Raw genomic sequence first — 21,163 nt, forward strand, 5'->3', positions numbered from 1 at the left:
AAAAAAGATGAAGACACCATTTATTACAAAGGCAAAGGCAGAGGAGATCATCAGGGAGATCCCTACACCGTTTCACATTTACGATGAAGAAGGAATCAGAGAGAATGCGCGAAAGCTTTATAAGGCGTTTTCATGGAATAAAGGATTCAAGGAGTATTTCGCTGTAAAGGCTACTCCGAACCCAACGATACTCAAGATCCTCAAGGAAGAGGGCTGCGGAACAGACTGTTCATCACTGACAGAGCTTATGATGTCAGACAAGATGGGATTTAAGGGCGATGAGATCATGTTCTCGTCCAATGACACCCCTGCCGAAGAATTCGTGCTTGCAAAGAAGCTGAACGCAACCATCAATCTTGACGATTTCACACACATTGATTTCCTGGAGAAGGCAGCAGGAATTCCAGAGAAGATCTGCTGTAGATTCAATCCGGGCGGAAAGTTCTCCATATCAACCACCATCATGGACAACCCTGGTGATGCAAAGTATGGTATGACAAAGGATCAGATCATCGAGGCATACAAGATCCTCAAGGCAAAGGGCGTGAAGAGATTCGGAATGCATGCATTCCTTGCCAGCAATACAGTGACAAATGAATATTATCCAACACTTGCAAAGATTCTGTTTGAGACAGCAGTTGAGATCAAGGAGAAGACCGGAGTGAAGCTTGACTTCATCAACCTGTCAGGCGGAGTTGGAATCCCATATACACCGGACAAAGAGCCAAATGACATCATGGTCATCGGCGAGGGTGTCAGAAAGGTATATGAGGAAGTGCTTGTACCGGCAGGCATGGGTGATGTAGCTATCTTCACAGAGCTCGGACGTTTCATGCTGGCACCTTACGGGCACCTGGTTACAACAGCCATTCATGAGAAGCACACACACAAGGAGTACATCGGAGTGGACGCATGTGCAGTCAACCTCATGAGACCTGCCATGTACGGTGCATACCATCATATCACAGTTCTCGGCAAGGAGAATGAGCCATGCGATCACAAGTATGATGTGACAGGCTCGTTGTGCGAGAACAATGATAAGTTCGCTATAGACAGAATGCTTCCAAAGATCGACATGGGAGATATCCTTGTCATCCACGACACAGGAGCACACGGCTTTGCCATGGGCTACAACTACAACGGCAAGCTGAAGTCAGCAGAGGTTCTGCTCAGACCGGACGGCTCATTTAAGCTTATCCGCCGTGCAGAGACACCTGAGGATTACTTCGCAACCATCAAGGATTTCTGGAATGTAGAGCTGTAACAGGCAGACCATAGATAAGCATAGAAAACCGGCAGTATATGAGTTGAAGTCCAACTGTATACTGCCGGTTTTCTATGTGCATGAGCTGCGTTACACTGTCACCTCGAAGCAAATATAATTCTGTCCGGATATGGTTCGGTTATCCAGACATATCTTTCCCTCATATTCATCCACAAGCTTTTTCATGTTCGGAAGACCATATCCGTGATGCTGCTTGTCGATGGTCTTGGTTGTGTAGCCGTAGGTAAACATATTTCTTCTAAGATCAGAGCTCAACACAGGACCTTTGTTCATGGTGCTTATGATGATCTGGTTCTGACTGCTGTCAAGAGACAGGGTGGCAGATCCCGGAGCATCTACAGCCTCCAGAGCATTGTCTATTAATATTCCAAGTATACGTATGATTTCATATTCGGGCATACAGCTTTTCAATGTATGCTGTCTGACTATCACATTCAGAGTCTTTCCGTTCTTTTCGGCATTGATCATCTTGCTATATATAAAACCGGCGACAACAGACAGATTGATGCGAAGCAGCTCAGACTCACGGTATTCAGATACCATATTGTCTGAATAGTTTATCAGGGCATTTTTCAGAGACTCATAATCCCTATAGGTGTATGGAAGCATTCTGACTGCAGTCAGATGGTTGTCAAAGTCATGCTGTTTGCTTCGCAGATCCTTTATCAGATCAGCCATCATAGGCTGATAGGTTTTAAAGCATTCCAGATCGTGCTGCTGCTTTCCTATGGTTCGCTGCTGTCCCAGAATGATGATATCCGAGAGAATGACCACAACTGCAAAGCATGATATCACAGGTATATACACCGAGGTGTCGATGGTACTGAATTTGTACAGCCCGGTCTCGATCATAAACACAACGTACAAATGAATAGACAGGAATTTGATAATTCCACTGCCGCCCATGAAGGTTTGGAACACATGGTTCATAGGCGCATATCTGCACAGAGCCACTGAAATCAGAAATGAAAATACAGCACAGGAAATGGACAAGTATGTCTCATTGTTCGCACCCAGACGTGTCATACCCATGATGATAATGTCCTCAAGAAAAGCCGCATACAGATATTCAAGAATATACGCCATCAATACATAAAAATATCTGGTCTTCATAATATACAACAGCATGAGATAGGATAGCAGGCATAATGCCAGCCATCCAAATGCATTTGGGAAAATTAAGGATACCGTATTCCCGAGTATAAGGTAAGCAGCCGTTCCGATAATTGGGTGGCGCATATCCCGGAATTTTCTTCCGATGAGGGCAGATATAAAAATAACATCCTTCATTGTTTCCAATGTAAAGCATAGGAGATCTATTATAGAATTCAGCATTTCAAATACCCCTTATCATTGTTAAGCCTGTTCAACGTGTTTGCGCGCAGCCGTGGAAGCTTTAAGTCTGTGACCAAACTCTGTGGCGTATTTGCGGCCAACCGGTATCCATTGATAGTCCGGTGTGTCAAGCGATACCATGGCGGTAACCTTGTCGTAGGTATCCACATGGTGAAGGTTTACGACAAAGCTCTTGTGGCAGCGTGCAAAATACGATGGAAGAGAGTCCGCAAATACAGAGAGTCTTGTTCCTGTGGATATAAATAGTCCGGTGGTTGTGTGGACATGCATGTTTCGCAGCTCGGATTTAATGTATAGTATATTGTCTGGTCTGATCCTGGCAAGTACACCATCTCTGTCGGTAAGCTCTATTGGTTCCTCCCTGATCAGAGAAAAGTTCAGAAGCTTGGAGACAGATTCTATCAGATCCTGCTGTGAGTAGGGCTTGACCAGATAATCGTAGCAGTTGGTCTTGTGGATCGCTCTGGGAGCTTCGTTTACAAGAGCTGTCACGTACAAAATAGGAGTTGTCTGATAACGCGGATTTCTTCGCAATTGTTCTCCCAGCTTTATTCCGTCCTTATCCGGGTCGGCGCCAAGCTGTATATCCAGCAGAAAAAGCTGGATGCTGTGCGAATCTGCCAGAGCCAGAGCATCATCATAACAGGCGGCCTTCAGACATTCTATGTCGGGGAAGCTTTCTTCTATTATCTCTGCCAGACCATTTAATTGTGCCACATTGTCTTCAACTACCAAAGCTCTCATTATAAAAGACTCCTTCCTTCTATGTGTTGTATTTTAAACCATTACTTCAAAACGCACCAGAGTATCATCCAGAAGATAATCGTTTTCCAGATATATTTTTCCATTATATTTAAATACCAGACGCCTGAGATTGTAAAGACCAAGGCCGTGCTTCTGACGATCACAGGTCTTGGTGGTATAGCCTGCTGTGAAAAGCTTTGCTCTGATCTCGGGTGTTAGCAGAGGACCTTTGTTCAGAGTGGTGATGATGATTCTGCCGTCCCGGCTATCCAGGTGCAGAGTCATACTATCGTGCTCAGATATGGCCTCCAGTGCATTGTCGATGAGTATTCCCAGAACCCTGACCAGCTCATATTCAGGCATCCGGCTCTCGAGCAGATAGCTGTGAACGACAATATTCAGCTTTTTGTGCGCCTTTTCTGCCTGCTTTTGTTTGCTGTATATAAACCCGGCGATCACGAACATGTTGATTTTTAGAAGCTCGGTGGTTCTGTATTCGGATATAACCTCATCTGAACTGCTGATAAGAGCCTCCTTTAATGAACTGTAGTCGGTGTGTGTATATGGAAGCATTCGAATACCGGTCAATATATTGTCAAAGTCATGCTGCCTTCCCGTGACGTCCTCAATCAGATCATCCATCATAGGCTGATAGACGTTGTAATTTGCCAGATCGTGCTGCTGCTTGCTGATGATCTGTTGCTGGCTGAGGATTACTATGTCGGTGATGAGGACTATCACGGTGAAAAATGAGATGAGGGGGATATATATGATTGTGTTAAATGTGCTGTATTTACGCAGTCCCAGCTCAAGCATGATTATCAGAAAAACATGTATTACAAGGTACTTGGATAAAAATCTGCCATTAATCAACTGAGAGTAGAAGCTATGGAATGGAAGTAGCCTGCATATAGCACAAGCAATAGAAAAAGTAATCAGGGAGCCTGCGATGGAGGAGGCTATCTGATTATTAAAATTCACTCTGTAAAATAACAGAATTATAGAATTTTGAATAAGAAGGATAAAAGTGTGTGATATGACGAAGGCAATTAGAGAATTAAATATAGTCGTATTTAAGATAAAAAGAGTCGTTAAATAGGCTAGTGAACATAAGATGATCCACCCAAGCGCACCTGGAAACAGGGATGAAAAAAAGGTTCCCAAACAAAAGTATAAAATTGCACTTATCACAGGATGTCGCATTTCTTTTATATGTACTCCGGCAATGGATGAGAGCATGATGAGATCATATAAAATTTCAATAATATAACAAAAAGAGTCTACGATATGATGTATCATGGCAACCTCCATAAAGATAATATAACATTATACAAAGACGATTTATACCGCGTCAATTGTCGTTTATGACATGATAGATACCGTTCATGACAAATTAAGCAAAATATATTGCAATCTAAGTAGTTGTATGATAAAAGAAAAGTGGAGGTGGTCAAATAGATAATCTAAACAATAAGCTGGGAATATTATTAACACAGATCCTGCTGGGCAGAAAATACAGAAGCGATGAGGATCGTGATGTAAAAATACAATATTCTATACTGCTTCTTATTGACAAGGTAGAGAAATATTTAATTATTTTGGGCCTCTTTTCAATATTGGGACACGTTGATATAGCAATAATAACAGGATTGACAATAGAACTTACAAGAAATTATCTTGGCGGTATACATATGAAAACATGGTATGGCTGTACAGCGGTGACTGTATTGTTTTATATCGTGGTGTTAGCATGCGGAGAAAATATTATATTGTCAAGCAAACTGCAGAATTCATTGTGGGTATCGGAGATAGTAGTTATAGCATTATTTGCGCCTATACCATCAAAACAGAGACCTAAATATAATCAACATAGAAAAAATATGATAAAGGCTCGTGGTATAGCAGGTGTGCTGATAATTGGAGCGGTGAGTCTTGGGGTGAAATCTTACAATAACTATATTGTATGGATATGGTTGTTGCAGATTATAGAAGTGATGATATTAAAATTATCATCTCTGATAAAAAGAAATAAAAAGGGGGTGACAATGCGTGACGCAGAAGAGGGTTAGAAATATGCTGTCGGACATACTTGAGAATATGGCAGAAGATGTGATTAGACTGACAGGATGTTTCGGTGCATGGGGAGAGATAGAACTCCCAGAGTGTCTCAGGAATATCGATTCACAGAAAGAGACAAAGTAAAATATCCTGAAGAGTTGAGCTTCAGGATATTAGAAATATCAAGACAATCATTTGCTGGAAAAATCTTGATAAACGGATTGTACTATCAGACACAGAAAAGTACAATAGCAAAATTGTTAAAAGTGGCAAAATTGGAGTAAAGACCGCAGATAATTAATTAGGAGGGACAAAAGGTTATGAAGAAGTCAATGAAATCAAAGCTTGCGATGTTCGCTGTTGCAGGAGCGATGGCAGTGTCAGGAGCAGCGGGAATTGCTGCACCTGCTAAGGCTGAGAATGTACATACAAATAATGCAGGTACAGTGGTTACATGCAAAGAATCATATTCTAATACAGATAACGAGCTGTTTACTTTTAGCAACAATAACAGCGGATATGGTTATAGTTCGTACAGACGTAAATATAATAAGACAAAGGTTTATGTATATCCAACAGTAGGACCAAAGCTCAGTTACACAGTAATGGGCTCGCATTCATCAAAAGGGACAAACCCAATAGTAAAATCTGATACGCATATTATTCCGCTTGGAATTGAGGCGAGTATCACAAACATGGTAAACGAGAAAGGCTATGCCTATGCAGGCTTGAGGATGCACAGGACAGTCAAAGCACAGACTGATTCAAAGGGCTGGTGGAGTCCGGATTCCACAAGAAATTACACTATTTATGACTGATTAAAGCAGTGACATAAGACGGATGGCAAAGGCAGAGTTGGGAGGAGTAGAAGTGAAGAAGAAAAGATATCTTGTGATGACAGTGGCAGCAGTGCTGATCATGGCAGCAGTGGCAGCTTCGGCGTATGTGCTCCAGAAAAAACGGGAAACCCCAGAGGACAGAGCGTTAAGGAAGTCGTCTGAGGCGGCATCTGAAGAGACAGACAGCGAAGCTTCGGGAAACAAGACCGGAGAGAAAATAAGTGAAAAAGAAGGTGTGGGTGATAACGTGCTGATGTCAGGAGCGGTGAAGATAGAGCTGCTGTCGGCTGATGTATACACAGGTGACGAGATAACAACAGAGGATAAATATCCGGTTGAATATTTTCGCAGTGAGACTCTGCCGGAGCCTGAGTCGGAGGAGGAGATAACAGACTGGGATGCTCTGTATGAGGAGGCTCCGGGATACAAGGAATTTCAGGAGTCGGCAGGGGATGCGTATACTCCTGAGGAGTGTGAGGAGATAACTGCACAGTATCAGGATGTGATAGATAAGCATACGCAGACTGTGGTAAAGACCAATAAGCTGTATTTTATTAAGTGCAGACTGACGAATACCGGGGATGCGGTTGTGAAGAATGTGTTCCCATACGACATTGTGGAGAGGATTCCCGGTGAGAGTGAGGTTTCGTTCGTAGAAGGAATGGTATACTTTGACAAATCAGTCCACACAGAGGGCGATGACAGAGCCAGTTGGTACTATCTATACAGACTGGAAGGACACGAGACAATGGAATGTACGATTGGACTTGTTGTGCCACAGGAGCCGGAGGATGGCGTGAAATATTATTATGGACAGGTGATCACAGGATATTTTACGTACAATCCGGCGGATCTTCCGGATTTTGTGGATCTGGATGCACTCCCAAAGCCGGAAGCGGATGACAAGCCATGAGGTGGGAATCAGATTTTGTGGAGGTATATGCATGAGGAGAGGTGTTCTGATGGCATTGGGTGTTGTGAGCTTGTGTGCAGTCACCTTGTGGTGCGGAAGAATATTCAGCGTTAACAGGGCGTACAGTGATGACACCAGAGTTGTAGAAGCGGCTGAGAATGTATCGGTGGATGGATTGCTTATAAAATGCAGGGAGACCCGCATATACAGTATAGATGAGTATAAAGCACGTTTTAATGTGGACAGTGTGGATGTGCTGAGCCCGGAGGATCGGTTTATCTGTACACGCCTGAATGTAGATAATACAACTGAAGAACCGATCGATTGGGATACTGTGATGGCGGCGACTGAGTGTGGCTTTGAGTCACAGACATGGTGCAGTTCGGTGAATTTGTATTCTGGCCGGGAACTGAATACGTTTACAAGTAATGATCTGGAGCCCGGAATGAATCAGGATATATGGTATGTGACAAGTCTGGCGCGGGTGTCATTTAGCAGGGATACGTGGGATAACCTGGAGCGGGAGAGCTTCTATTATGTACTCACCCTTGAACCTGATAAGCTGATGATCAGACTGGATATTGAATGAAGTGGTGTTGAGATATGAGAGTATTAAGATTTGAAATGACCAGAGCGTTCAGAAATAAGTGGCTTGCAGTAAGCATAGCTCTGGGAACGTTGATTGGGCTGGCGGACATATGGCTTAATGTCAGCCAGTATGGATTTAACAGAGGCAGGGCTTTGATCCAGACATGGATCGGGACAGACTATCAGTTTGCATACAACAGCTTGTTTTACGTACTGCTGCCACTGATTGCGTGTTTTCCGTATGCGGGGTCGTGTTATCAGGATCAAAAAACCGGATATGAAAGCAGTATATGTATTAAGACGTCCCGCTTAAGCTATATGATTGCAAAGGAAGCGGCTGTGGCGGCTTCGGGAGCGGCAGCCGTGGCGTGCCCGCTGCTCATAGCCATGTTCATTGCTGCGGGGATATATCCGGATAAAAGACCGGAAAAACTGACATTTTTGTATGCAGGAATTATAGACTGCCACATGTTCCCGAGAATATTTGCAGAGCATCCTGTGTGCTATGCGCTGCTGTTTACGCTGCTCGATGCAGTGTTTGGAGGGATAACAGGTCTTGTGGCTATGTGCTTTGCGAGGTGGTGCGGGAGCAGATTTTCAACGATAATGGCTCCGTTCGCATTGTATGTATTTACCGGTGTGATGTTTGAGGGACGTGGGATTGGAACCTGGTCAGCCATGCAGATGGTCAATCCACTGCAGAATGTGGTTACATACAGGTACCAGATGGTGACGATGTATGCTGCGGTGAGTGCAGCGGCACTCGTTCTTATATACATATGGCACAGAAGAAGGGATATTCTATGAAAGAAGGAAATACAGATAAAAAAGGAATGTATGTGGTGGACAGATATGAGGTGATGCGGGAATGAGGACTCTGAGACTTCTCGGAAGAGATATGGAAAATGGAATATTAAGGAGATGTGTTCTTTTTATACTGCCGTTACTGTTTGCGGTGTCGCAGACACGTGAGCTCCACGCATATCTTATCGAGCTTGCAGATGGGAATATCCTGTTGACCAACGGAACATTTGCGGACTATCTTCTGTTTGCGATGAAGGGGATGGAGGTGTATTACTTTGATCCAAGGAGCGTATTTTACATACCGATATACTGGTTTGCGTTCCAGATAGGCCTGGCCTATTTCCTGGCATATTATTCCAGTGATGATTTTGCCGCAAATGCGAGAGTGGTGTGCCTTGCGTCCGGAAGCAGAAGAAGCTGGTGGGTCAGCAAGCTCATATACTGTACGGTGGCTGTGGTAATGTATTTTGCTGTATGTGTGCTGACGATATATTTAATGGCGGCGGCATATGGGGCAGATATGACCATGGATATGACGGCGGCGCTGACAACACGGCTGTATCCTCCGCAGACATACAATCTTAGTGCCGCAGATCTGCTTCTGATAACATTATTTATACCGATGCTGGTAACGCTGGGGATAAGCCAGCTTCAGGTACTGGCGGGTTTTATAATCACGCCGGTCATCAGCTTTGCAGCGGTGTGTGGAGTGTATGTTCTGTCGGCATACTATACTGTATGGTATCTGTCGGGAAATTATACGATGTGGCAGAGAGTGTCATATGTAGTGGCAGATGGGGTTAATCCCATGAGTGGAGTGGTGCTTGCGGCTGGTATGCTGATCACTGCATTTGCAGGAGGAATCGTGTATTTTGATAATAAGGATATAATCTGATAGGAGAATACATATGAGCGAGATAAGGATAGAAAATCTGAATAAGAAGATAAAGGGTTCAGTCATACTTGATGATATCAGTCTGACCATGACTCCGGGCAGGATATATGGACTCCGTGGAAAGAATGGCTGTGGCAAGACAATGCTTATGAGAGCTATATGTGGTCTGCTCATACCTGATGGAGGACACATATATATAGATGATGAGGAGCTCCACAGGGACATAAAGTTTCCACGGAGTATAGGCGCTCTGATAGAGAATCCGTCATTTCTGCCTCAGTACACAGGCTTCAGGAACTTAAGGCTTCTGGCAAAGCTCATGGGAGGGATCAGTGATGACGATGTCAGATATGCCATAGAGAGGACAGGTCTTGATCCGGATGATAAGAGGGTATACAGAAAGTATTCCCTTGGAATGAAGCAGAAGCTTGGCATAGCAAATGCAATCATGGGAGAGCCGGATGTCATAGTGCTGGATGAACCTATCAACGCACTTGATGAAGAGTCTGTAGAGAACATAAAGAAGGAGTTGCTGAAGCTGCGTGATGGAGGAAGTCTTATAATCACTGCCTGCCACGACAGGGAGGAGCTGGAATATCTGTGCGATGAGATATATGAGATGAAGGATGGAAGGATATGTGGCTGACAGATTTGAATACCCTTTTTGACTCATCAATAATCGGTATCATGATATCTGTGTAGAAAATATCATCTTTTTGCTGATATACAAAAAAACCATTATTTTTTTCAACAGTATGGCTTATATTGCTCAGACCAAAACCATGGTCAATGGAGTGTTGTCTTGCGGTGGGATCAATAACAGGTGACCGGTTTTCACAGTGTATAACAAATTTATCGTTGTCAGTAGTTTCTATACTTATATTTATATATCGGCTGTTATTACATTTTATACATGCAGCAATACAGTTATCAAGCAGGTTCCCTAGAATTATACACAGATCATAGTCGTTTGTAGGAACCCGGTTAAAATCTACATTTAGCCTTACGTAGAATGCGATGTTATTTTTTGTTGCAATATTGTCATAGTTTGTTATGAATGAATCTATTACCAGGTTGCCAGTATTATACTTGGCATAGTTATCCTCTATGGATTGGATCGCGGTGGAGGTGTAATTTTTCAGGTCGTCAAAATGCTGCTTGTTGATCTGTTCCTGAATATAGAAGTAATGTTTTTTCACATCGTGTATAATTCTTCTGTTTTGTCTGTAGGATTCACTTAACTGTTCAAATTTACCTTTTTGGAAGTCGAGTTGACGTTGAATGTTCATATTTGTGTAGTTGACTACGGTGGATATAAAAGCCTTTTGTATAAGAATATAATTAACTATGTTAAGCAGAGAAAGGCATATAAACAGTACTTCATAGAAAAACATATTATCATTCTCTGATAAAAAATGCAGAGGGGTAAATGAAAATATGGTTAATGTTATTATAGGAGTTGTAAACAACAGGATACTATATTCTGTTGTATGCTCGTATTTCTGATTTCTAAAAAATATGGTGACAATAAGGCAGAGCAAAAAGAGCATTACTTTTGAACCGAGATTCATAATGCTGTAAAGCAGAGTTTTGTTTGCCATGTCAAGAATGTCAGGATTGACATGAGTAATTATAAAAGTAAAGAATGATTCGCCAAGCGAGACAAGAACCTGAAAAGACAGGGCAGTAAGTATTTTTGCTTTTATGGAGTTTGAGAAAAAACAGCAGAGAGCAAATGTTGTCAGAATGCTGAGAGCAGGAGTTATCACCACAGAAGAAAAAGAATTGTATCTGGATGATAACAGTTCATTTATATATAATATGACCTCGACTAATATGAGGCATAGTATATATATAGTTGAGTATTTTTTTTTAAAGTGTTTTAACATGTTCTTAAGATAAGAAGATACGATAAAAATATCAAAAATATAGGTTACGGCGCTAATTAAGTAAGTCATAAAATCCCTCTACAATCAATGGTTATGTATTGCAACAATCTTGTTAAGAAAACAGTCAAGTAGTTTCTTTCGGTTGCGTTTACTCATAGTAACAACTTCATCATTTTCAAGAATAATCTGGTTATCTTTGATAAAGTGAATGTGCTGAATATTTATCAAAGCATTTCTGGAACATAGAATAAATGAATTATCGGCAAGTGTGGTATTCCAGTAATTCAGAGTGCCGGTTGTGTGTATCTGATTATCTTTCATATGAAAAATCAGGGCTTTACTGGATGAATCCGAACATTCTATATAGTAAATGTCCTTTATGTATATAGTGTGTTCGGTATCATAATCACTGATGATCGTGACCAATGAATGGGTTTTCTTATAATAATTATATATATCATCCAAAAGTGTATTTAAAGTTGTGTAATTAATAGGTTTTTGTAAGAAATGATATGGATGAACCGAAAATGAATCCAGCATATATTCTGGGTAGTTGCTGATAAACACTATCAATACATCAAAATCTTTGGTGTGTTTAATTTTTTCTGCTATTGATATACCATTTTCACCAGGCATTTCTATATCAAGCATTAAAACTTGATATGGTGAGGACTGAGAAGAATCGTATGCAGACAACAGTGCAGAACCATTTTGGTATTTATCTACGTGGATATCTATGTCAAACTGTAAGGAATATGAAATTAACATTTTTTCCAGATTTTCCATAAAAGATTTATCGTCATCGCATATAGCAATATTTAGTCTCATTTTCTTCCTCCGTTATTTATAAATAGACCAATAATCTGATTCACAAAAACTATAGTGAGACAAATCATTATCAGATTTCCATATCTATATAAACGAAATGATAACACAACAGATAAAAGGATGTAAATTATACCTATGCAAAAGCAGCAATATTTTTTTATTTTGTGTTTTGCTTGATAGCTTTGCTTCTTGTTCTTGTGTGGAACTGGAGATAGTGCACATATACCGATTCCGGTAACAAGACAGACTAATATGTTCAAAACTGGAATACCAGGAATCAACCGGCATAACAACATACAGAGTAGATATACAGAGTATGATATAGAACAGCATGCATATGTGCTCCCGGCATGTGCGCCACCAGCCAGCATCTTTGTTGGAACAAGAACGGTTACATAGATTACAGATAGGATAAAGTTATGGGTTAAGGCACCAATGATTATGATGCTTAAGTTGAACAATACTAAATCCAGAGCGAAATCAATGCAGTATATATATGCAGCATCCAAATGACTATCTATTATGTTGTTATCTGACATGATATTGACAATCTTTTTGCTTAATTGCTCAGATAAGATCATGGCACGCACTCCCTTTTAATCAAAAATTATAAGCTGATAAAATTATACTCTCTGATATAGACAGAAAAGACAGAGAATCCGCGAATGGTCGAAAAAAGCAGGTGAATGGTAGATACATTTCATTCACCTGCTTTTTTTGGCCATTCACAGACGATTTTGGTTGGGTGGTGTCGAATGATGTTAGCATACAAAGTGCATAAACCAATATGGAAGGAGGACTGGGGTATGAGTAAGTTGTTAAAAAGGGTCGTAGTAAGATATGGAGCAAGAATATGTGCTATTGCTGCGATGGTTGCAACAATCTCACCTGTATGTTGTAGGGGGCAGTGGTATCAGCCAGAGGAACCTGACGGCATAAGCGAGATAAAGAGAGAAATGGAATAGTAGAAAGGGGAAGTATTATGAAGAAAAGAATGAATTTGTTAAAGAAAAAAACAGCAATATTAGCGATAGCTGGAGCGATGGCGATATCGGGCGCAGCGGGAATGGCAAGTGTTGCAAAAGCAGATAGCACTGGAGCTAAGACTGCTGGCATAGTAACTTTGTCTGGTGGAAATACAGACAATGAGAAGTTTTCGTTCAGCAACAAAAACAGCAAGAATGGATATTCTAATTTTAGGCGAAAATACAACAAGACAAAAGTGTATGTATTTCCGACTGTTGGTCCAAAGCTGGAATATACTGTTCAGGGGGCGAATTCAGAAAAAGGAGCAAATGTAGTAGACAGATCAGATTCACATGTAATTCCACTTGGTGTTGAGGCGAGCATCACAAACATGGTGAACGAGAGAAAAAATACATATGCAAGATTGAGAATGCGAAGAACTGTCAGCGCACAGGTGGATTCTATAGGATGGTGGAGCCCTGACTCAACAAGAAATTACGAAGTATATGATTGATCAGAGGTTGGTCTACTGATAAAGTGAAGCGGGTGAAGGCAGGATCATGAGGAGGAATACAAGATAATGAAAAAAAAGTATCTGGCAGCAGTAATAATATGCGTATTGATTATGGCAACGGGAGGAACTTCAGCATATATGCTTCAGAAAAACAAAGAAACTCCTGAGGAAAGGTCGAATACGACTACGAAGACTACTTCAAATGCAAGTAGTGAAAACTCAACGACTTCAGAAAAAAGCGTGGTTGAGGGGGTAGGAGATAATGTTTTGATGGTTGGAGCTATAAAGATAGAGATGTTGTCAGCAGATGTCATAGAGGGATCTGAGATCTCCACGGAAAACAGATATCCGGTTGAATATTTTCGGGATCAGACCCTGCCGGACCCTGAAGAAACAGAGGATATTATAGATTGGGATGCAATCTATGAGGAGGCTCCTGAGGTAAAAGACGTTCAGTTATCAGATTATGATGCGTATACGGTAGAAGAGTCTGTAGAAATCATGGACAGAAATCAGGATGTGATAGATAAGTACACATACACTAAGGTTAAACCTAGAAAATTTTATTTTATCAAGTGCAAATTGACCAATATGGGAAACGCAGATGTAGAGGATGCATTTCCATATGATGTTGTATATGACTCTCCTGAAGCGAGTGAGATAAGCTACAATGAAGCTTTGTGTTACTATGATAAGCCGATTTATACAGATGGGGATGAAAGAGCGATGAAATATTATTTCTTCAGGTTGAAGGGCCATGAGAGCATGGAATGTACAATTGGTTTGGCGGTCCCACAGGAATTTGACGAAAATGAGAAACACTATTATGGAAGTCTTATCACAGGGAACTTCTCATATGATCCGGCAAAACTACCGGATTATGTTGATATAGATTCGCTTCCGAAGACGGAAACAGATGATCAGTAATGGGAGGACGCATGAAGAGATATATTGGAGTTATTGTAGTGGTGGTGGTTATATGTGCAGCCATATTCTGGTGCGGCAGAATATACAGTATAAACCACGGATACATTGACAATACGCAGGTCGTTGAAGCGGGAGAAGCAATAGAATGTGATGGTCTGGTCATCAGATGTGTAGAGGCACATATATACAGTATAGATGATTATAAGACACGTTTTGGAGTGGATAACGTGGAGACACTTAGTTCGGAAGACAGATTTGTATGCGCCTGTCTCAATATAGAGAACAATACAAATGAATCTATTTCATGGGATGCGGTGATGGATATGACATCCTGTGGATTTGAATCTGCTACATGGTGCAGCTCCGTGAATCCCTATGATATGCAGGATATCAATGTGTTTTCAGATAATGAACTGAAAGCAGGCGCAGACCAGAAGGTATGGTATGTAACCAAAGCGGCCCGGGTATCGTTTGGAGATAAGACATGGGGACATATGGATGAGGAGACATTTTATTATGTGCCGGTGCTTGAGCCGGTGAAGATCAGGATGAAATTGGATATGGAATAAATTGGTGAATGATATGAATATATTTAAGTTTGAAATGCGAAGGGCATTTAAGAATATATGGCTTGCTGTAAGTGTTGCGATTGGAACACTGATAGGATTGGCGGATATTGTACTCTACTTAAAACAGTATGGTCATAAAGCGGATTGCGCACTGATCCAGATATGGCTGGGGACTGATTATCACTTTGCTTATAATAGTCTGTTCTATGTATTGCTTCCCCTGCTGGCCTGTCTGCCATATGCTGGTACATGTTATCAGGACATAAAAAGTGGATATGAACGGAATATATGTATCAGGACATCGCGCATAAAGTATATGCTGGCAAAGGAGCTCGCTGTGGTGGCTTCGGGAGCTGCTGCGACAGCCATTCCCCTTTTGATAGATCTGTTCATATGTGCCGGGCTATACCCAAATAAAAAACCGGATAAGTTGACATTCCTGTATACGGGTATTATAGACTGCAATATGTTTCCAAGGCTGTTTGCAGAGCACCCGTTATGCTATGCGCTGGTGTTTATTGTGCTTGATGCTTTGTTCGGCGGTATTGCCGGGCTGGTGGCAATGTGTTTTGCCAGATGGTGCGGAAGCAGATTTTCCACAATAATGGCACCATTTGCACTGTATGTGTTTACGGGAGTTATATTTGAAGGAACCGGAATCGGCACATGGTCGGCTATGGCAATGATAAATCCTATTCAAAATGTAGTTACATATAGATATCAGATAGTGACAATGTATGTTGTGGTATGCGCAGTTCCACTTGCATTGATATATATATGGCATAGGAGGAGAGATATTCTGTGAAAGAGATAATAATAGAGGGACTCAGTAAGAAGATAAAAGGCACGCTCATACTTGATAATGTTAATATGCAGATGGAGCCCGGGAAAGTGTATGGACTCAGGGGAAAAAACGGGTGTGGCAAGACCATGATAATGAGAGCTCTTTGTGGCTTGCTCATACCGGACAGCGGCAAGGTCATTATTGATGGTGAGGTTTTGCACCATGATATAAAGTTTCCGCGAAGCGTTGGAGTTTTGATAGAGAACCCTTCATTTCTTCCGCAGTATACGGGATATGAAAACCTTCGTATGCTGTCAAAGCTTATGGGAAATATAAGCGATGAAGAGGTGAGGAATGCGATAGAGAGGGTCGGACTTGATCCCGATGATGGAAGGACATACCGTAAATATTCGCTTGGAATGAAACAGAAGCTTGGAATAGCAAATGCAATTATGGGAGAACCGGATCTGATAATTCTGGATGAACCGATAAATGCACTTGATGAGCAGACGGTGATGAGCATAAAAACCGAACTTCTGAAGCTGCGTGACGAGGGAAAGCTAATAGTAATTGCGTGCCATGACAGGGAAGAACTGGAATTTCTGTGTGACATAATATATGAGATCAAAAACGGTACGGTTGCGGGATGCGAGGTGATCGGGGAATGAAAACTCTGAGACTCCTTGGAAGAGATACAACAAATGGTATATTGAGAAGAAGTTTTCTGTTTATCATACCTTTATTATTTGCTGTATCACAGACAAGGGAATTACATTCATATCTCAATGATCTCGTGGATCGAAATGCGTTGTTTACAAACGGTACACTTGCAGATTACATATTGTTTGCTACCAAAGGGATGAGTGTATACTATTTTGATCCAAAGGAGTATTTCCAGATACCAATATACTGGTTTGCATTCCAGATCGGGCTTGCGTATCTGCTTGCATATTATGCAAGTGATGATTTTCACTCGAATGGAAGGGTATTGTTTATAGCCGTTGGGAGCAGAAGTAAGTGGTGGATAAGTAAATTTATTTACTGCATTGTGACTGTGGTGTTGTATTATGCTGTGTGCATTGGTGGAATATGTGTAACAGCAGCTTTATATGGTGCTGATATGAGATGGGGAGTAACCCCTGGATTGGCAGTGCGTCTGTATACCACTTCGACAGTGAGTATGGGTACGTGGGATGTGCTTTGTGTGACCATATTACTGCCGGTATTGGTGTCTGTTGCGGTCAGTCAGGTTCAGATATTGGCTGGATTTCTTATTACACCTGTAGTCAGCTTTGCCGGTGTGTGTGCTATGTATGTATTGTCGGCCTACTATACAGTGTGGTATCTGCCGGGAAATTATACCATGTGGCAGAGGACATCGTATATAGAGGTGGACGGCGTTAATCCGGCCAGCGGACTGGTGCTTTCGGCAGGGATGATCCTGATATCTTTGATCGGTGGACTTATGTATTTTGACAGGAAGGATATATTGTGAGACTGTGAACTATAATAAAGGGAGAACGGTACAGATGCAAAAAGACGTCTGTACTGCTCTCCCTTTAAATTTGTTTAATAAACAGGTTTTCTGTTTTCAAATTCCTGTATATGGGTTATAATACTTTCGATTAAGCCTTTACAGGTTCAGGATAATCAACACCGAAGGTTTCGACTGTTACAGTCTTCATCTTCTGTTCCTGACGAGGCTTGTCATTGTAGTCAGTTGGCACATTTGCAATCTTGTCTACGATGTCAAGTCCCTCGATAACCTTACCGAAGGCAGCGTAAGCACCGTCCAGATGAGGAGATGTCTTATGCATGATAAAGAACTGTGAACCTGCTGAGTCAGGCATCATGGAACGGGCCATTGACAGCACTCCGGGAGTGTGGGCCAGATCGTTCTTGAATCCGTTCTGTGAGAATTCACCTTTGATTGAGTATCCAGGACCGCCGATGCCGATTCCCTGAGGGTCTCCACCCTGTATCATGAAGCCTTTTATTACACGATGGAAGATTATTCCGTCATAGAAGCCTTTCTTGATCAGTGAGATGAAGTTGTTTACAGTGTTTGGAGCAATGTCAGGATAGAGTTCTGCTTTCATGACATCGCCATTTTCCATAGTGATAGTAACTATTGGATTTGCCATGTATATCATTCCTTTCTTGGTATAAGATAGGGTAATGATAACATCAGTTAACAGAACAGGCAAATGAAATTTGCAGATACAGAAGGAGAAAGAGATGGATTGGAGAAACATAGCAAGACCCGTTATTATAATAGCGCTGGCGGTATGTCTGGTGCTGTTCGGGGTATACAAGGTTAAGGAGACGTATACCGGATTTATGCAGGAATATGAGGGCACCTACAGTGCCGGCGGCGGAGAGAAGATCGAGGTTACCATACCTGAGGATACATCTGTCAAGGAGGCAGCATCTATACTTAAAGATGCGGGGCTTATAAAGTATAAGCTTGCATTCCAGCTCAGAATGACCGGCTCGCAGTACAGCCACAGTCTTCAGCCGGGTACTTACACACTCACAACAGGTATGTCGACATTGGATATGATAAAGACTCTGTGTTACGTGGAGTCGACCAGAGAGGTAAAATATACACTGACAGTTCCTGAGGGATTTACGGTTGAACAGATCGCTGACAGATGCGAGGAGCTGGGCTTCTGCTCTGCAAAGGAGTTTCTTGAGGCGTGCAAGTCGGGAGAGTTTGAGTATCCGTTTGAGATACCTTCATCGGAAGTCAAGTACGCATTACAGGGCTTCCTGTTCCCTGCTACTTACGACATATATGCAGATATGACTCCAAAGGAGCTCATACAGGACATGATAGACAAGTTTAACAGCATTTACACAGATGACTTCAGGAAGAAGGCAGAGGAGCTTGGATATACAGATTTTGAGGTTCTCACCATGGCTTCCATAGTTGAGAAGGAGTGTAAGCTAGATTCAGACAGAGCGATGGTTGCGGGAGTATTTATCAACAGATTGAATGATGACATGCCTCTTCAGGTAGATCCATCTGTTCTCTATGTTGTGACTGACGGTCAGTACAATCAGGCAGAACTGTCATATGATGATCTGGAGGTTGATTCACCGTACAATACCTACAAGTACACAGGACTTCCTGTCGGCCCTATATGTAATCCGGGCGAGGCATCCATAGAGGGTGTCCTGAATGCGGTTAAGCATGATTACTACTACTACCTGACATCAGATGAGAGCCAGGGAGCATGTATCTTTAATAAGACATACGAGGGACATCTTGCTGACATAGAAAAGGCTGATGCAGCCAAGGCGGAAAAGGAAGCTGCAGAGGGTGATGGATCAGAAGATGGCTCCGATGAAAGCACTGATTCAGAGTAAAAAAATATAGACAAAATTATATAGCGAAAATTATCTAAAAGGGTATAAACTGCTTGCGATATATAGACTTTTTATATATAATAAAGGAGTATGTACCCTTTTGGGTTTTTATGCATCTAGTTATGCGCTTATGGAGGTGCGATAGGAGGAATATTTGATGAGGAAAATAAGTTTCAAGGTAAGAAATATCGGCTCTGAGAAATATTTGTCATATATTCTGAATGATGATTGTGAGTTTGACGAGGAGTTATTGGATTATCTGGAGGAGAACCGGATTCCTGAGCTCATTGATATCATTTATGAAGAGGATGATGAGAACGATTATCTTACATATAACGTTACAGGCAGGACAACGGTTGACGCACTCCTTTCGAATACGGTAAATGCTGAGAAGATATTGGGGATAATCAGAGGGGTAGCTTCTGGTATAGTTAATTTACGTGATCTTGGAATACCGGCATCATATGTGGTTCTTCACAAGGAGTTTACATATGTTAATCCGGTTACATACGATGTTGGAATGTTATGTGTTCCAGTTGAGTCAGAAGCCAATATCAATGCCGAATTCAGGATGTTCGCAAAGGACTTGCTGACGAGCGTTATTTATGATGACAGTGAGGATTGCAACTATGTGGCAAAGCTTCTCAATCTGTTGAATGCGGATAAGTTCACAGTGAGAAACTTCTATGCACAGCTCACAGAGCTTATGGAGTCTGCAGGAATGCAGGTGGAGGAGAACTTCGTTGATATAGGCTCAGATATGTCGGTTTCACAGTCTTCGGTTGACACGGCGGCATCTGATACAAGTATGGATGATCTGCCTGAGTTTGAGGACGTGTCATTTGGCGATGATGAGGAAGACGAGCTTGATGAGGTAGAGGAGATCAGTGACGAGGCGGCCGCAGCGAATGCGATATTCAAGGATCTTGATCTTGATTCGGATGAGACGAAGAAAGAGAATGTATCAAGCGAGATAGATATGTCGGTATTTGATGACAGCGTTCTTGAGGAGCTCGAGTTAGATGAGAGCCTTGATGAGGAAGAAGAGGATGACGAGGAGGGCATGACAGAGGCTCTCACATCAGATATGGCAGTACATGAGCCATCAGGACTTACAGAGGTTGCAAAGGCTGCCGATGGAGTTACGGAGGTTGAGCTTGACAAGAAGGATGAGCAGAAGCCGGTTCTGATATCTACGGACGAGCTTATGGATAATCCACCTGTTGTTAAGAATATCAAGATCAACCGTGCGAAGATCATACAGAAGGCGGTTGCTGAGACAGAGGAAGCTCAGATAGATAACCCTACAGAACAGATAGTTGCACCACAGTTCATGGACGGTGACCAGCCGGAGCCTGAGACGAATATGGATCCGGTGAAGGAGAAGGCAGAGGAGCCTGAGCAGAAGGGCACAGGAAGCACTGTTGAGCTGACCGGAGGAATGAACGTAGTTAAGGATACCGAACCTGAGAAGGCAGCGGTTAACAGGAACGCTCCAAAGGCTATGCCATATATAGTCCGTGTCAACACAGGCGAGCGAGTTATGGTCAACAAGGCTGTGTTCAAGATAGGAAAGGCGGCAAGAGGTGTTGATTACCATGTCGGTGGTAATGGTGCCATCAGCAAGGTACATGTCATCATCTACCAGAGAGAGGATGGATGTTATCTGAAGGATAACAAGGCGACAAATGGCACATATCTCAACGGAGCACGCCTGGATGAGAATGCAGAGCAGAAGCTTTCAAACGATGCCATGATAAGCATCGGTGGAGAGGACTTTATCTTCAAATTAAGTTAATATACACCACCCACGATGTGGGACAAGAGCAGGT

At 42.1% G+C, this 21,163-nt stretch carries 25 protein-coding genes; 18 read left to right on the plus strand and 7 right to left on the minus strand.

From position 1 onward, the window contains the following. Positions 1-7 precede the first annotated feature (7 nt). Positions 8-1,264 (plus strand): diaminopimelate decarboxylase, encoded by a 1,257-nt coding sequence (locus AB5150_RS13195; protein ID WP_055146098.1) that lies wholly within the window; start codon positions 8-10, stop codon positions 1,262-1,264. A gap of 90 nt (positions 1,265-1,354) precedes the next feature. Here the strand turns inward: AB5150_RS13195 and AB5150_RS13200 are convergent, their stop codons facing one another. Genes AB5150_RS13200 through AB5150_RS13210 form a run of 3 tightly spaced genes read right to left on the minus strand, consistent with a single transcriptional unit; the run spans position 1,355 to position 4,201 of the window. Next, a complete protein-coding gene (locus AB5150_RS13200) occupies positions 1,355-2,620 on the minus strand; it encodes a sensor histidine kinase (RefSeq protein ID WP_055146101.1) in 1,266 nt (421 codons plus the stop codon). 21 nt (positions 2,621-2,641) lie between these two features. After that, a complete protein-coding gene (locus AB5150_RS13205; RefSeq protein WP_015534355.1) occupies positions 2,642-3,385 on the minus strand; it encodes a LytTR family DNA-binding domain-containing protein in 744 nt (247 codons plus the stop codon). Positions 3,386-3,418: 33 nt separating this feature from the next. Continuing rightward, positions 3,419-4,201 carry a sensor histidine kinase gene (locus tag AB5150_RS13210; protein ID WP_015534354.1) on the minus strand — a complete coding sequence of 261 codons (783 nt, stop codon included), beginning with the start codon at positions 4,199-4,201 and terminating at the stop codon, positions 3,419-3,421. A 686-nt stretch (positions 4,202-4,887) separates the two neighbouring features. On the opposite strand from AB5150_RS13210, the gene AB5150_RS13215 reads away from it, so the two are divergent. The 8 genes from AB5150_RS13215 (at position 4,888) to AB5150_RS13250 (ending at position 10,128) form a co-directional block, all read left to right on the plus strand. Next, positions 4,888-5,454, plus strand: coding sequence for an accessory gene regulator B family protein (locus AB5150_RS13215; RefSeq protein ID WP_243147829.1), 567 nt, complete (start codon positions 4,888-4,890; stop codon positions 5,452-5,454). Further along, complete coding sequence (locus AB5150_RS13220) at positions 5,435-5,587, plus strand: hypothetical protein (protein ID WP_156332998.1); 153 nt, start codon at positions 5,435-5,437, stop codon at positions 5,585-5,587. The genes AB5150_RS13215 and AB5150_RS13220 overlap by 20 nt, the downstream gene beginning before the upstream one ends. A 176-nt stretch (positions 5,588-5,763) precedes the next feature. After that, positions 5,764-6,261, plus strand: a complete 498-nt coding sequence (locus tag AB5150_RS13225; protein WP_015534352.1) for a hypothetical protein — start codon at positions 5,764-5,766, stop codon at positions 6,259-6,261. A 52-nt stretch (positions 6,262-6,313) separates the two neighbouring features. Continuing rightward, positions 6,314-7,195 carry a hypothetical protein gene (locus AB5150_RS13230; RefSeq protein ID WP_238051178.1) on the plus strand — a complete coding sequence of 294 codons (882 nt, stop codon included), beginning with the start codon at positions 6,314-6,316 and terminating at the stop codon, positions 7,193-7,195. A 31-nt stretch (positions 7,196-7,226) separates the two neighbouring features. After that, positions 7,227-7,784: a hypothetical protein gene (locus AB5150_RS13235; protein WP_015534350.1), complete on the plus strand. Its 558-nt coding sequence runs from the start codon at positions 7,227-7,229 to the stop codon at positions 7,782-7,784. 14 nt (positions 7,785-7,798) lie between these two features. Beyond that, positions 7,799-8,590: a hypothetical protein gene (locus tag AB5150_RS13240; protein WP_055271978.1), complete on the plus strand. Its 792-nt coding sequence runs from the start codon at positions 7,799-7,801 to the stop codon at positions 8,588-8,590. 61 nt (positions 8,591-8,651) lie between these two features. Next, a complete protein-coding gene (locus AB5150_RS13245) occupies positions 8,652-9,482 on the plus strand; it encodes a hypothetical protein (protein WP_117549805.1) in 831 nt (276 codons plus the stop codon). Positions 9,483-9,495: 13 nt separating this feature from the next. Further along, a complete protein-coding gene (locus tag AB5150_RS13250; protein WP_022217454.1) occupies positions 9,496-10,128 on the plus strand; it encodes an ABC transporter ATP-binding protein in 633 nt (210 codons plus the stop codon). Here AB5150_RS13250 and AB5150_RS13255 read toward each other — a convergent pair. From AB5150_RS13255 to AB5150_RS13265, 3 genes are read right to left on the minus strand one after another with little or no spacing between them, the layout of a single operon-like run. Continuing rightward, complete coding sequence (locus AB5150_RS13255; RefSeq protein WP_368292020.1) at positions 10,046-11,440, minus strand: sensor histidine kinase; 1,395 nt, start codon at positions 11,438-11,440, stop codon at positions 10,046-10,048. The genes AB5150_RS13250 and AB5150_RS13255 overlap by 83 nt on opposite strands. A 15-nt stretch (positions 11,441-11,455) precedes the next feature. Next, positions 11,456-12,199, minus strand: coding sequence for a LytR/AlgR family response regulator transcription factor (locus AB5150_RS13260; protein WP_368292021.1), 744 nt, complete (start codon positions 12,197-12,199; stop codon positions 11,456-11,458). Continuing rightward, positions 12,196-12,780, minus strand: a complete 585-nt coding sequence (locus AB5150_RS13265) for an accessory gene regulator B family protein (RefSeq protein WP_173795532.1) — start codon at positions 12,778-12,780, stop codon at positions 12,196-12,198. The genes AB5150_RS13260 and AB5150_RS13265 overlap by 4 nt, the downstream gene beginning before the upstream one ends. 225 nt (positions 12,781-13,005) lie before the next feature. Here AB5150_RS13265 and AB5150_RS13270 point away from each other — a divergent pair, with 225 nt between their 5' ends. From AB5150_RS13270 to AB5150_RS13300, 7 genes are all read left to right on the plus strand, one after another. Further along, entirely contained in the window at positions 13,006-13,164 is a 159-nt protein-coding gene (locus AB5150_RS13270; protein ID WP_368292022.1) for a cyclic lactone autoinducer peptide, read from the plus strand. 17 nt (positions 13,165-13,181) lie between these two features. Next, positions 13,182-13,679: a hypothetical protein gene (locus tag AB5150_RS13275; protein WP_368292023.1), complete on the plus strand. Its 498-nt coding sequence runs from the start codon at positions 13,182-13,184 to the stop codon at positions 13,677-13,679. A gap of 66 nt (positions 13,680-13,745) precedes the next feature. Next, positions 13,746-14,606 carry a hypothetical protein gene (locus AB5150_RS13280; protein WP_368292024.1) on the plus strand — a complete coding sequence of 287 codons (861 nt, stop codon included), beginning with the start codon at positions 13,746-13,748 and terminating at the stop codon, positions 14,604-14,606. 11 nt (positions 14,607-14,617) lie between these two features. After that, entirely contained in the window at positions 14,618-15,175 is a 558-nt protein-coding gene (locus tag AB5150_RS13285) for a hypothetical protein (RefSeq protein ID WP_368292025.1), read from the plus strand. 13 nt (positions 15,176-15,188) lie between these two features. After that, positions 15,189-15,980 (plus strand): hypothetical protein, encoded by a 792-nt coding sequence (locus AB5150_RS13290; RefSeq protein WP_349823105.1) that lies wholly within the window; start codon positions 15,189-15,191, stop codon positions 15,978-15,980. Next, positions 15,977-16,627 (plus strand): ABC transporter ATP-binding protein, encoded by a 651-nt coding sequence (locus tag AB5150_RS13295; RefSeq protein WP_368292026.1) that lies wholly within the window; start codon positions 15,977-15,979, stop codon positions 16,625-16,627. The genes AB5150_RS13290 and AB5150_RS13295 overlap by 4 nt, the downstream gene beginning before the upstream one ends. Further along, on the plus strand, positions 16,624-17,454 hold the full coding sequence (locus AB5150_RS13300; protein WP_022217462.1) for a hypothetical protein: 831 nt from the start codon (positions 16,624-16,626) through the stop codon (positions 17,452-17,454). Before AB5150_RS13295 ends, AB5150_RS13300 begins: the two co-directional genes overlap by 4 nt. A gap of 130 nt (positions 17,455-17,584) precedes the next feature. Here the strand turns inward: AB5150_RS13300 and AB5150_RS13305 are convergent, their stop codons facing one another. Beyond that, the gene (locus AB5150_RS13305) at positions 17,585-18,103 is read right to left on the minus strand and encodes a peptidylprolyl isomerase (protein ID WP_015534342.1); all 519 of its coding nucleotides are present in this window, start codon (positions 18,101-18,103) and stop codon (positions 17,585-17,587) included. A gap of 94 nt (positions 18,104-18,197) precedes the next feature. Between AB5150_RS13305 and mltG the strand changes: the two genes are divergently transcribed. Together mltG and AB5150_RS13315 are read left to right on the plus strand one after the other, a co-directional pair. Beyond that, on the plus strand, positions 18,198-19,331 hold the full coding sequence (mltG, locus tag AB5150_RS13310; RefSeq protein WP_055146128.1) for an endolytic transglycosylase MltG: 1,134 nt from the start codon (positions 18,198-18,200) through the stop codon (positions 19,329-19,331). A gap of 157 nt (positions 19,332-19,488) precedes the next feature. Further along, positions 19,489-21,129, plus strand: a complete 1,641-nt coding sequence (locus tag AB5150_RS13315; RefSeq protein WP_015534341.1) for a DUF6382 domain-containing protein — start codon at positions 19,489-19,491, stop codon at positions 21,127-21,129. Positions 21,130-21,163: the final 34 nt, after the last annotated feature.

This window comes from Coprococcus sp. RTP21281st1_F1_RTP21281_210402, assembly GCF_040915325.1.
Taxonomy (GTDB): Bacteria; Bacillota; Clostridia; order Lachnospirales; family Lachnospiraceae; genus Coprococcus; species Coprococcus aceti.

Bases quoted from the DNA above. Each gene is read 5' to 3' on its own strand.
- AB5150_RS13300 (WP_022217462.1), top strand. From the start codon at position 16,624: ATGAAAACTCTGAGACTCCTTGGAAGAGATACAACAAATGGTATATTG.
- AB5150_RS13205 (WP_015534355.1), bottom strand. From the start codon at position 3,385: ATGAGAGCTTTGGTAGTTGAAGACAATGTGGCACAATTAAATGGTCTG.
- AB5150_RS13315 (WP_015534341.1), top strand. From the start codon at position 19,489: ATGAGGAAAATAAGTTTCAAGGTAAGAAATATCGGCTCTGAGAAATAT.
- AB5150_RS13245 (WP_117549805.1), top strand. From the start codon at position 8,652: ATGAGGACTCTGAGACTTCTCGGAAGAGATATGGAAAATGGAATATTA.
- AB5150_RS13195 (WP_055146098.1), top strand. From the start codon at position 8: ATGAAGACACCATTTATTACAAAGGCAAAGGCAGAGGAGATCATCAGG.
- AB5150_RS13290 (WP_349823105.1), top strand. From the start codon at position 15,189: ATGAATATATTTAAGTTTGAAATGCGAAGGGCATTTAAGAATATATGG.
- AB5150_RS13285 (WP_368292025.1), top strand. From the start codon at position 14,618: ATGAAGAGATATATTGGAGTTATTGTAGTGGTGGTGGTTATATGTGCA.
- mltG (WP_055146128.1), top strand. From the start codon at position 18,198: ATGGATTGGAGAAACATAGCAAGACCCGTTATTATAATAGCGCTGGCG.
- AB5150_RS13270 (WP_368292022.1), top strand. From the start codon at position 13,006: ATGAGTAAGTTGTTAAAAAGGGTCGTAGTAAGATATGGAGCAAGAATA.
- AB5150_RS13225 (WP_015534352.1), top strand. From the start codon at position 5,764: ATGAAGAAGTCAATGAAATCAAAGCTTGCGATGTTCGCTGTTGCAGGA.
- AB5150_RS13210 (WP_015534354.1), bottom strand. From the start codon at position 4,201: ATGCTTGAGCTGGGACTGCGTAAATACAGCACATTTAACACAATCATA.
- AB5150_RS13235 (WP_015534350.1), top strand. From the start codon at position 7,227: ATGAGGAGAGGTGTTCTGATGGCATTGGGTGTTGTGAGCTTGTGTGCA.
- AB5150_RS13260 (WP_368292021.1), bottom strand. From the start codon at position 12,199: ATGAGACTAAATATTGCTATATGCGATGACGATAAATCTTTTATGGAA.
- AB5150_RS13275 (WP_368292023.1), top strand. From the start codon at position 13,182: ATGAAGAAAAGAATGAATTTGTTAAAGAAAAAAACAGCAATATTAGCG.
- AB5150_RS13200 (WP_055146101.1), bottom strand. From the start codon at position 2,620: ATGCTGAATTCTATAATAGATCTCCTATGCTTTACATTGGAAACAATG.
- AB5150_RS13305 (WP_015534342.1), bottom strand. From the start codon at position 18,103: ATGGCAAATCCAATAGTTACTATCACTATGGAAAATGGCGATGTCATG.
- AB5150_RS13250 (WP_022217454.1), top strand. From the start codon at position 9,496: ATGAGCGAGATAAGGATAGAAAATCTGAATAAGAAGATAAAGGGTTCA.
- AB5150_RS13280 (WP_368292024.1), top strand. From the start codon at position 13,746: ATGAAAAAAAAGTATCTGGCAGCAGTAATAATATGCGTATTGATTATG.
- AB5150_RS13240 (WP_055271978.1), top strand. From the start codon at position 7,799: ATGAGAGTATTAAGATTTGAAATGACCAGAGCGTTCAGAAATAAGTGG.
- AB5150_RS13265 (WP_173795532.1), bottom strand. From the start codon at position 12,780: ATGATCTTATCTGAGCAATTAAGCAAAAAGATTGTCAATATCATGTCA.
- AB5150_RS13255 (WP_368292020.1), bottom strand. From the start codon at position 11,440: ATGACTTACTTAATTAGCGCCGTAACCTATATTTTTGATATTTTTATC.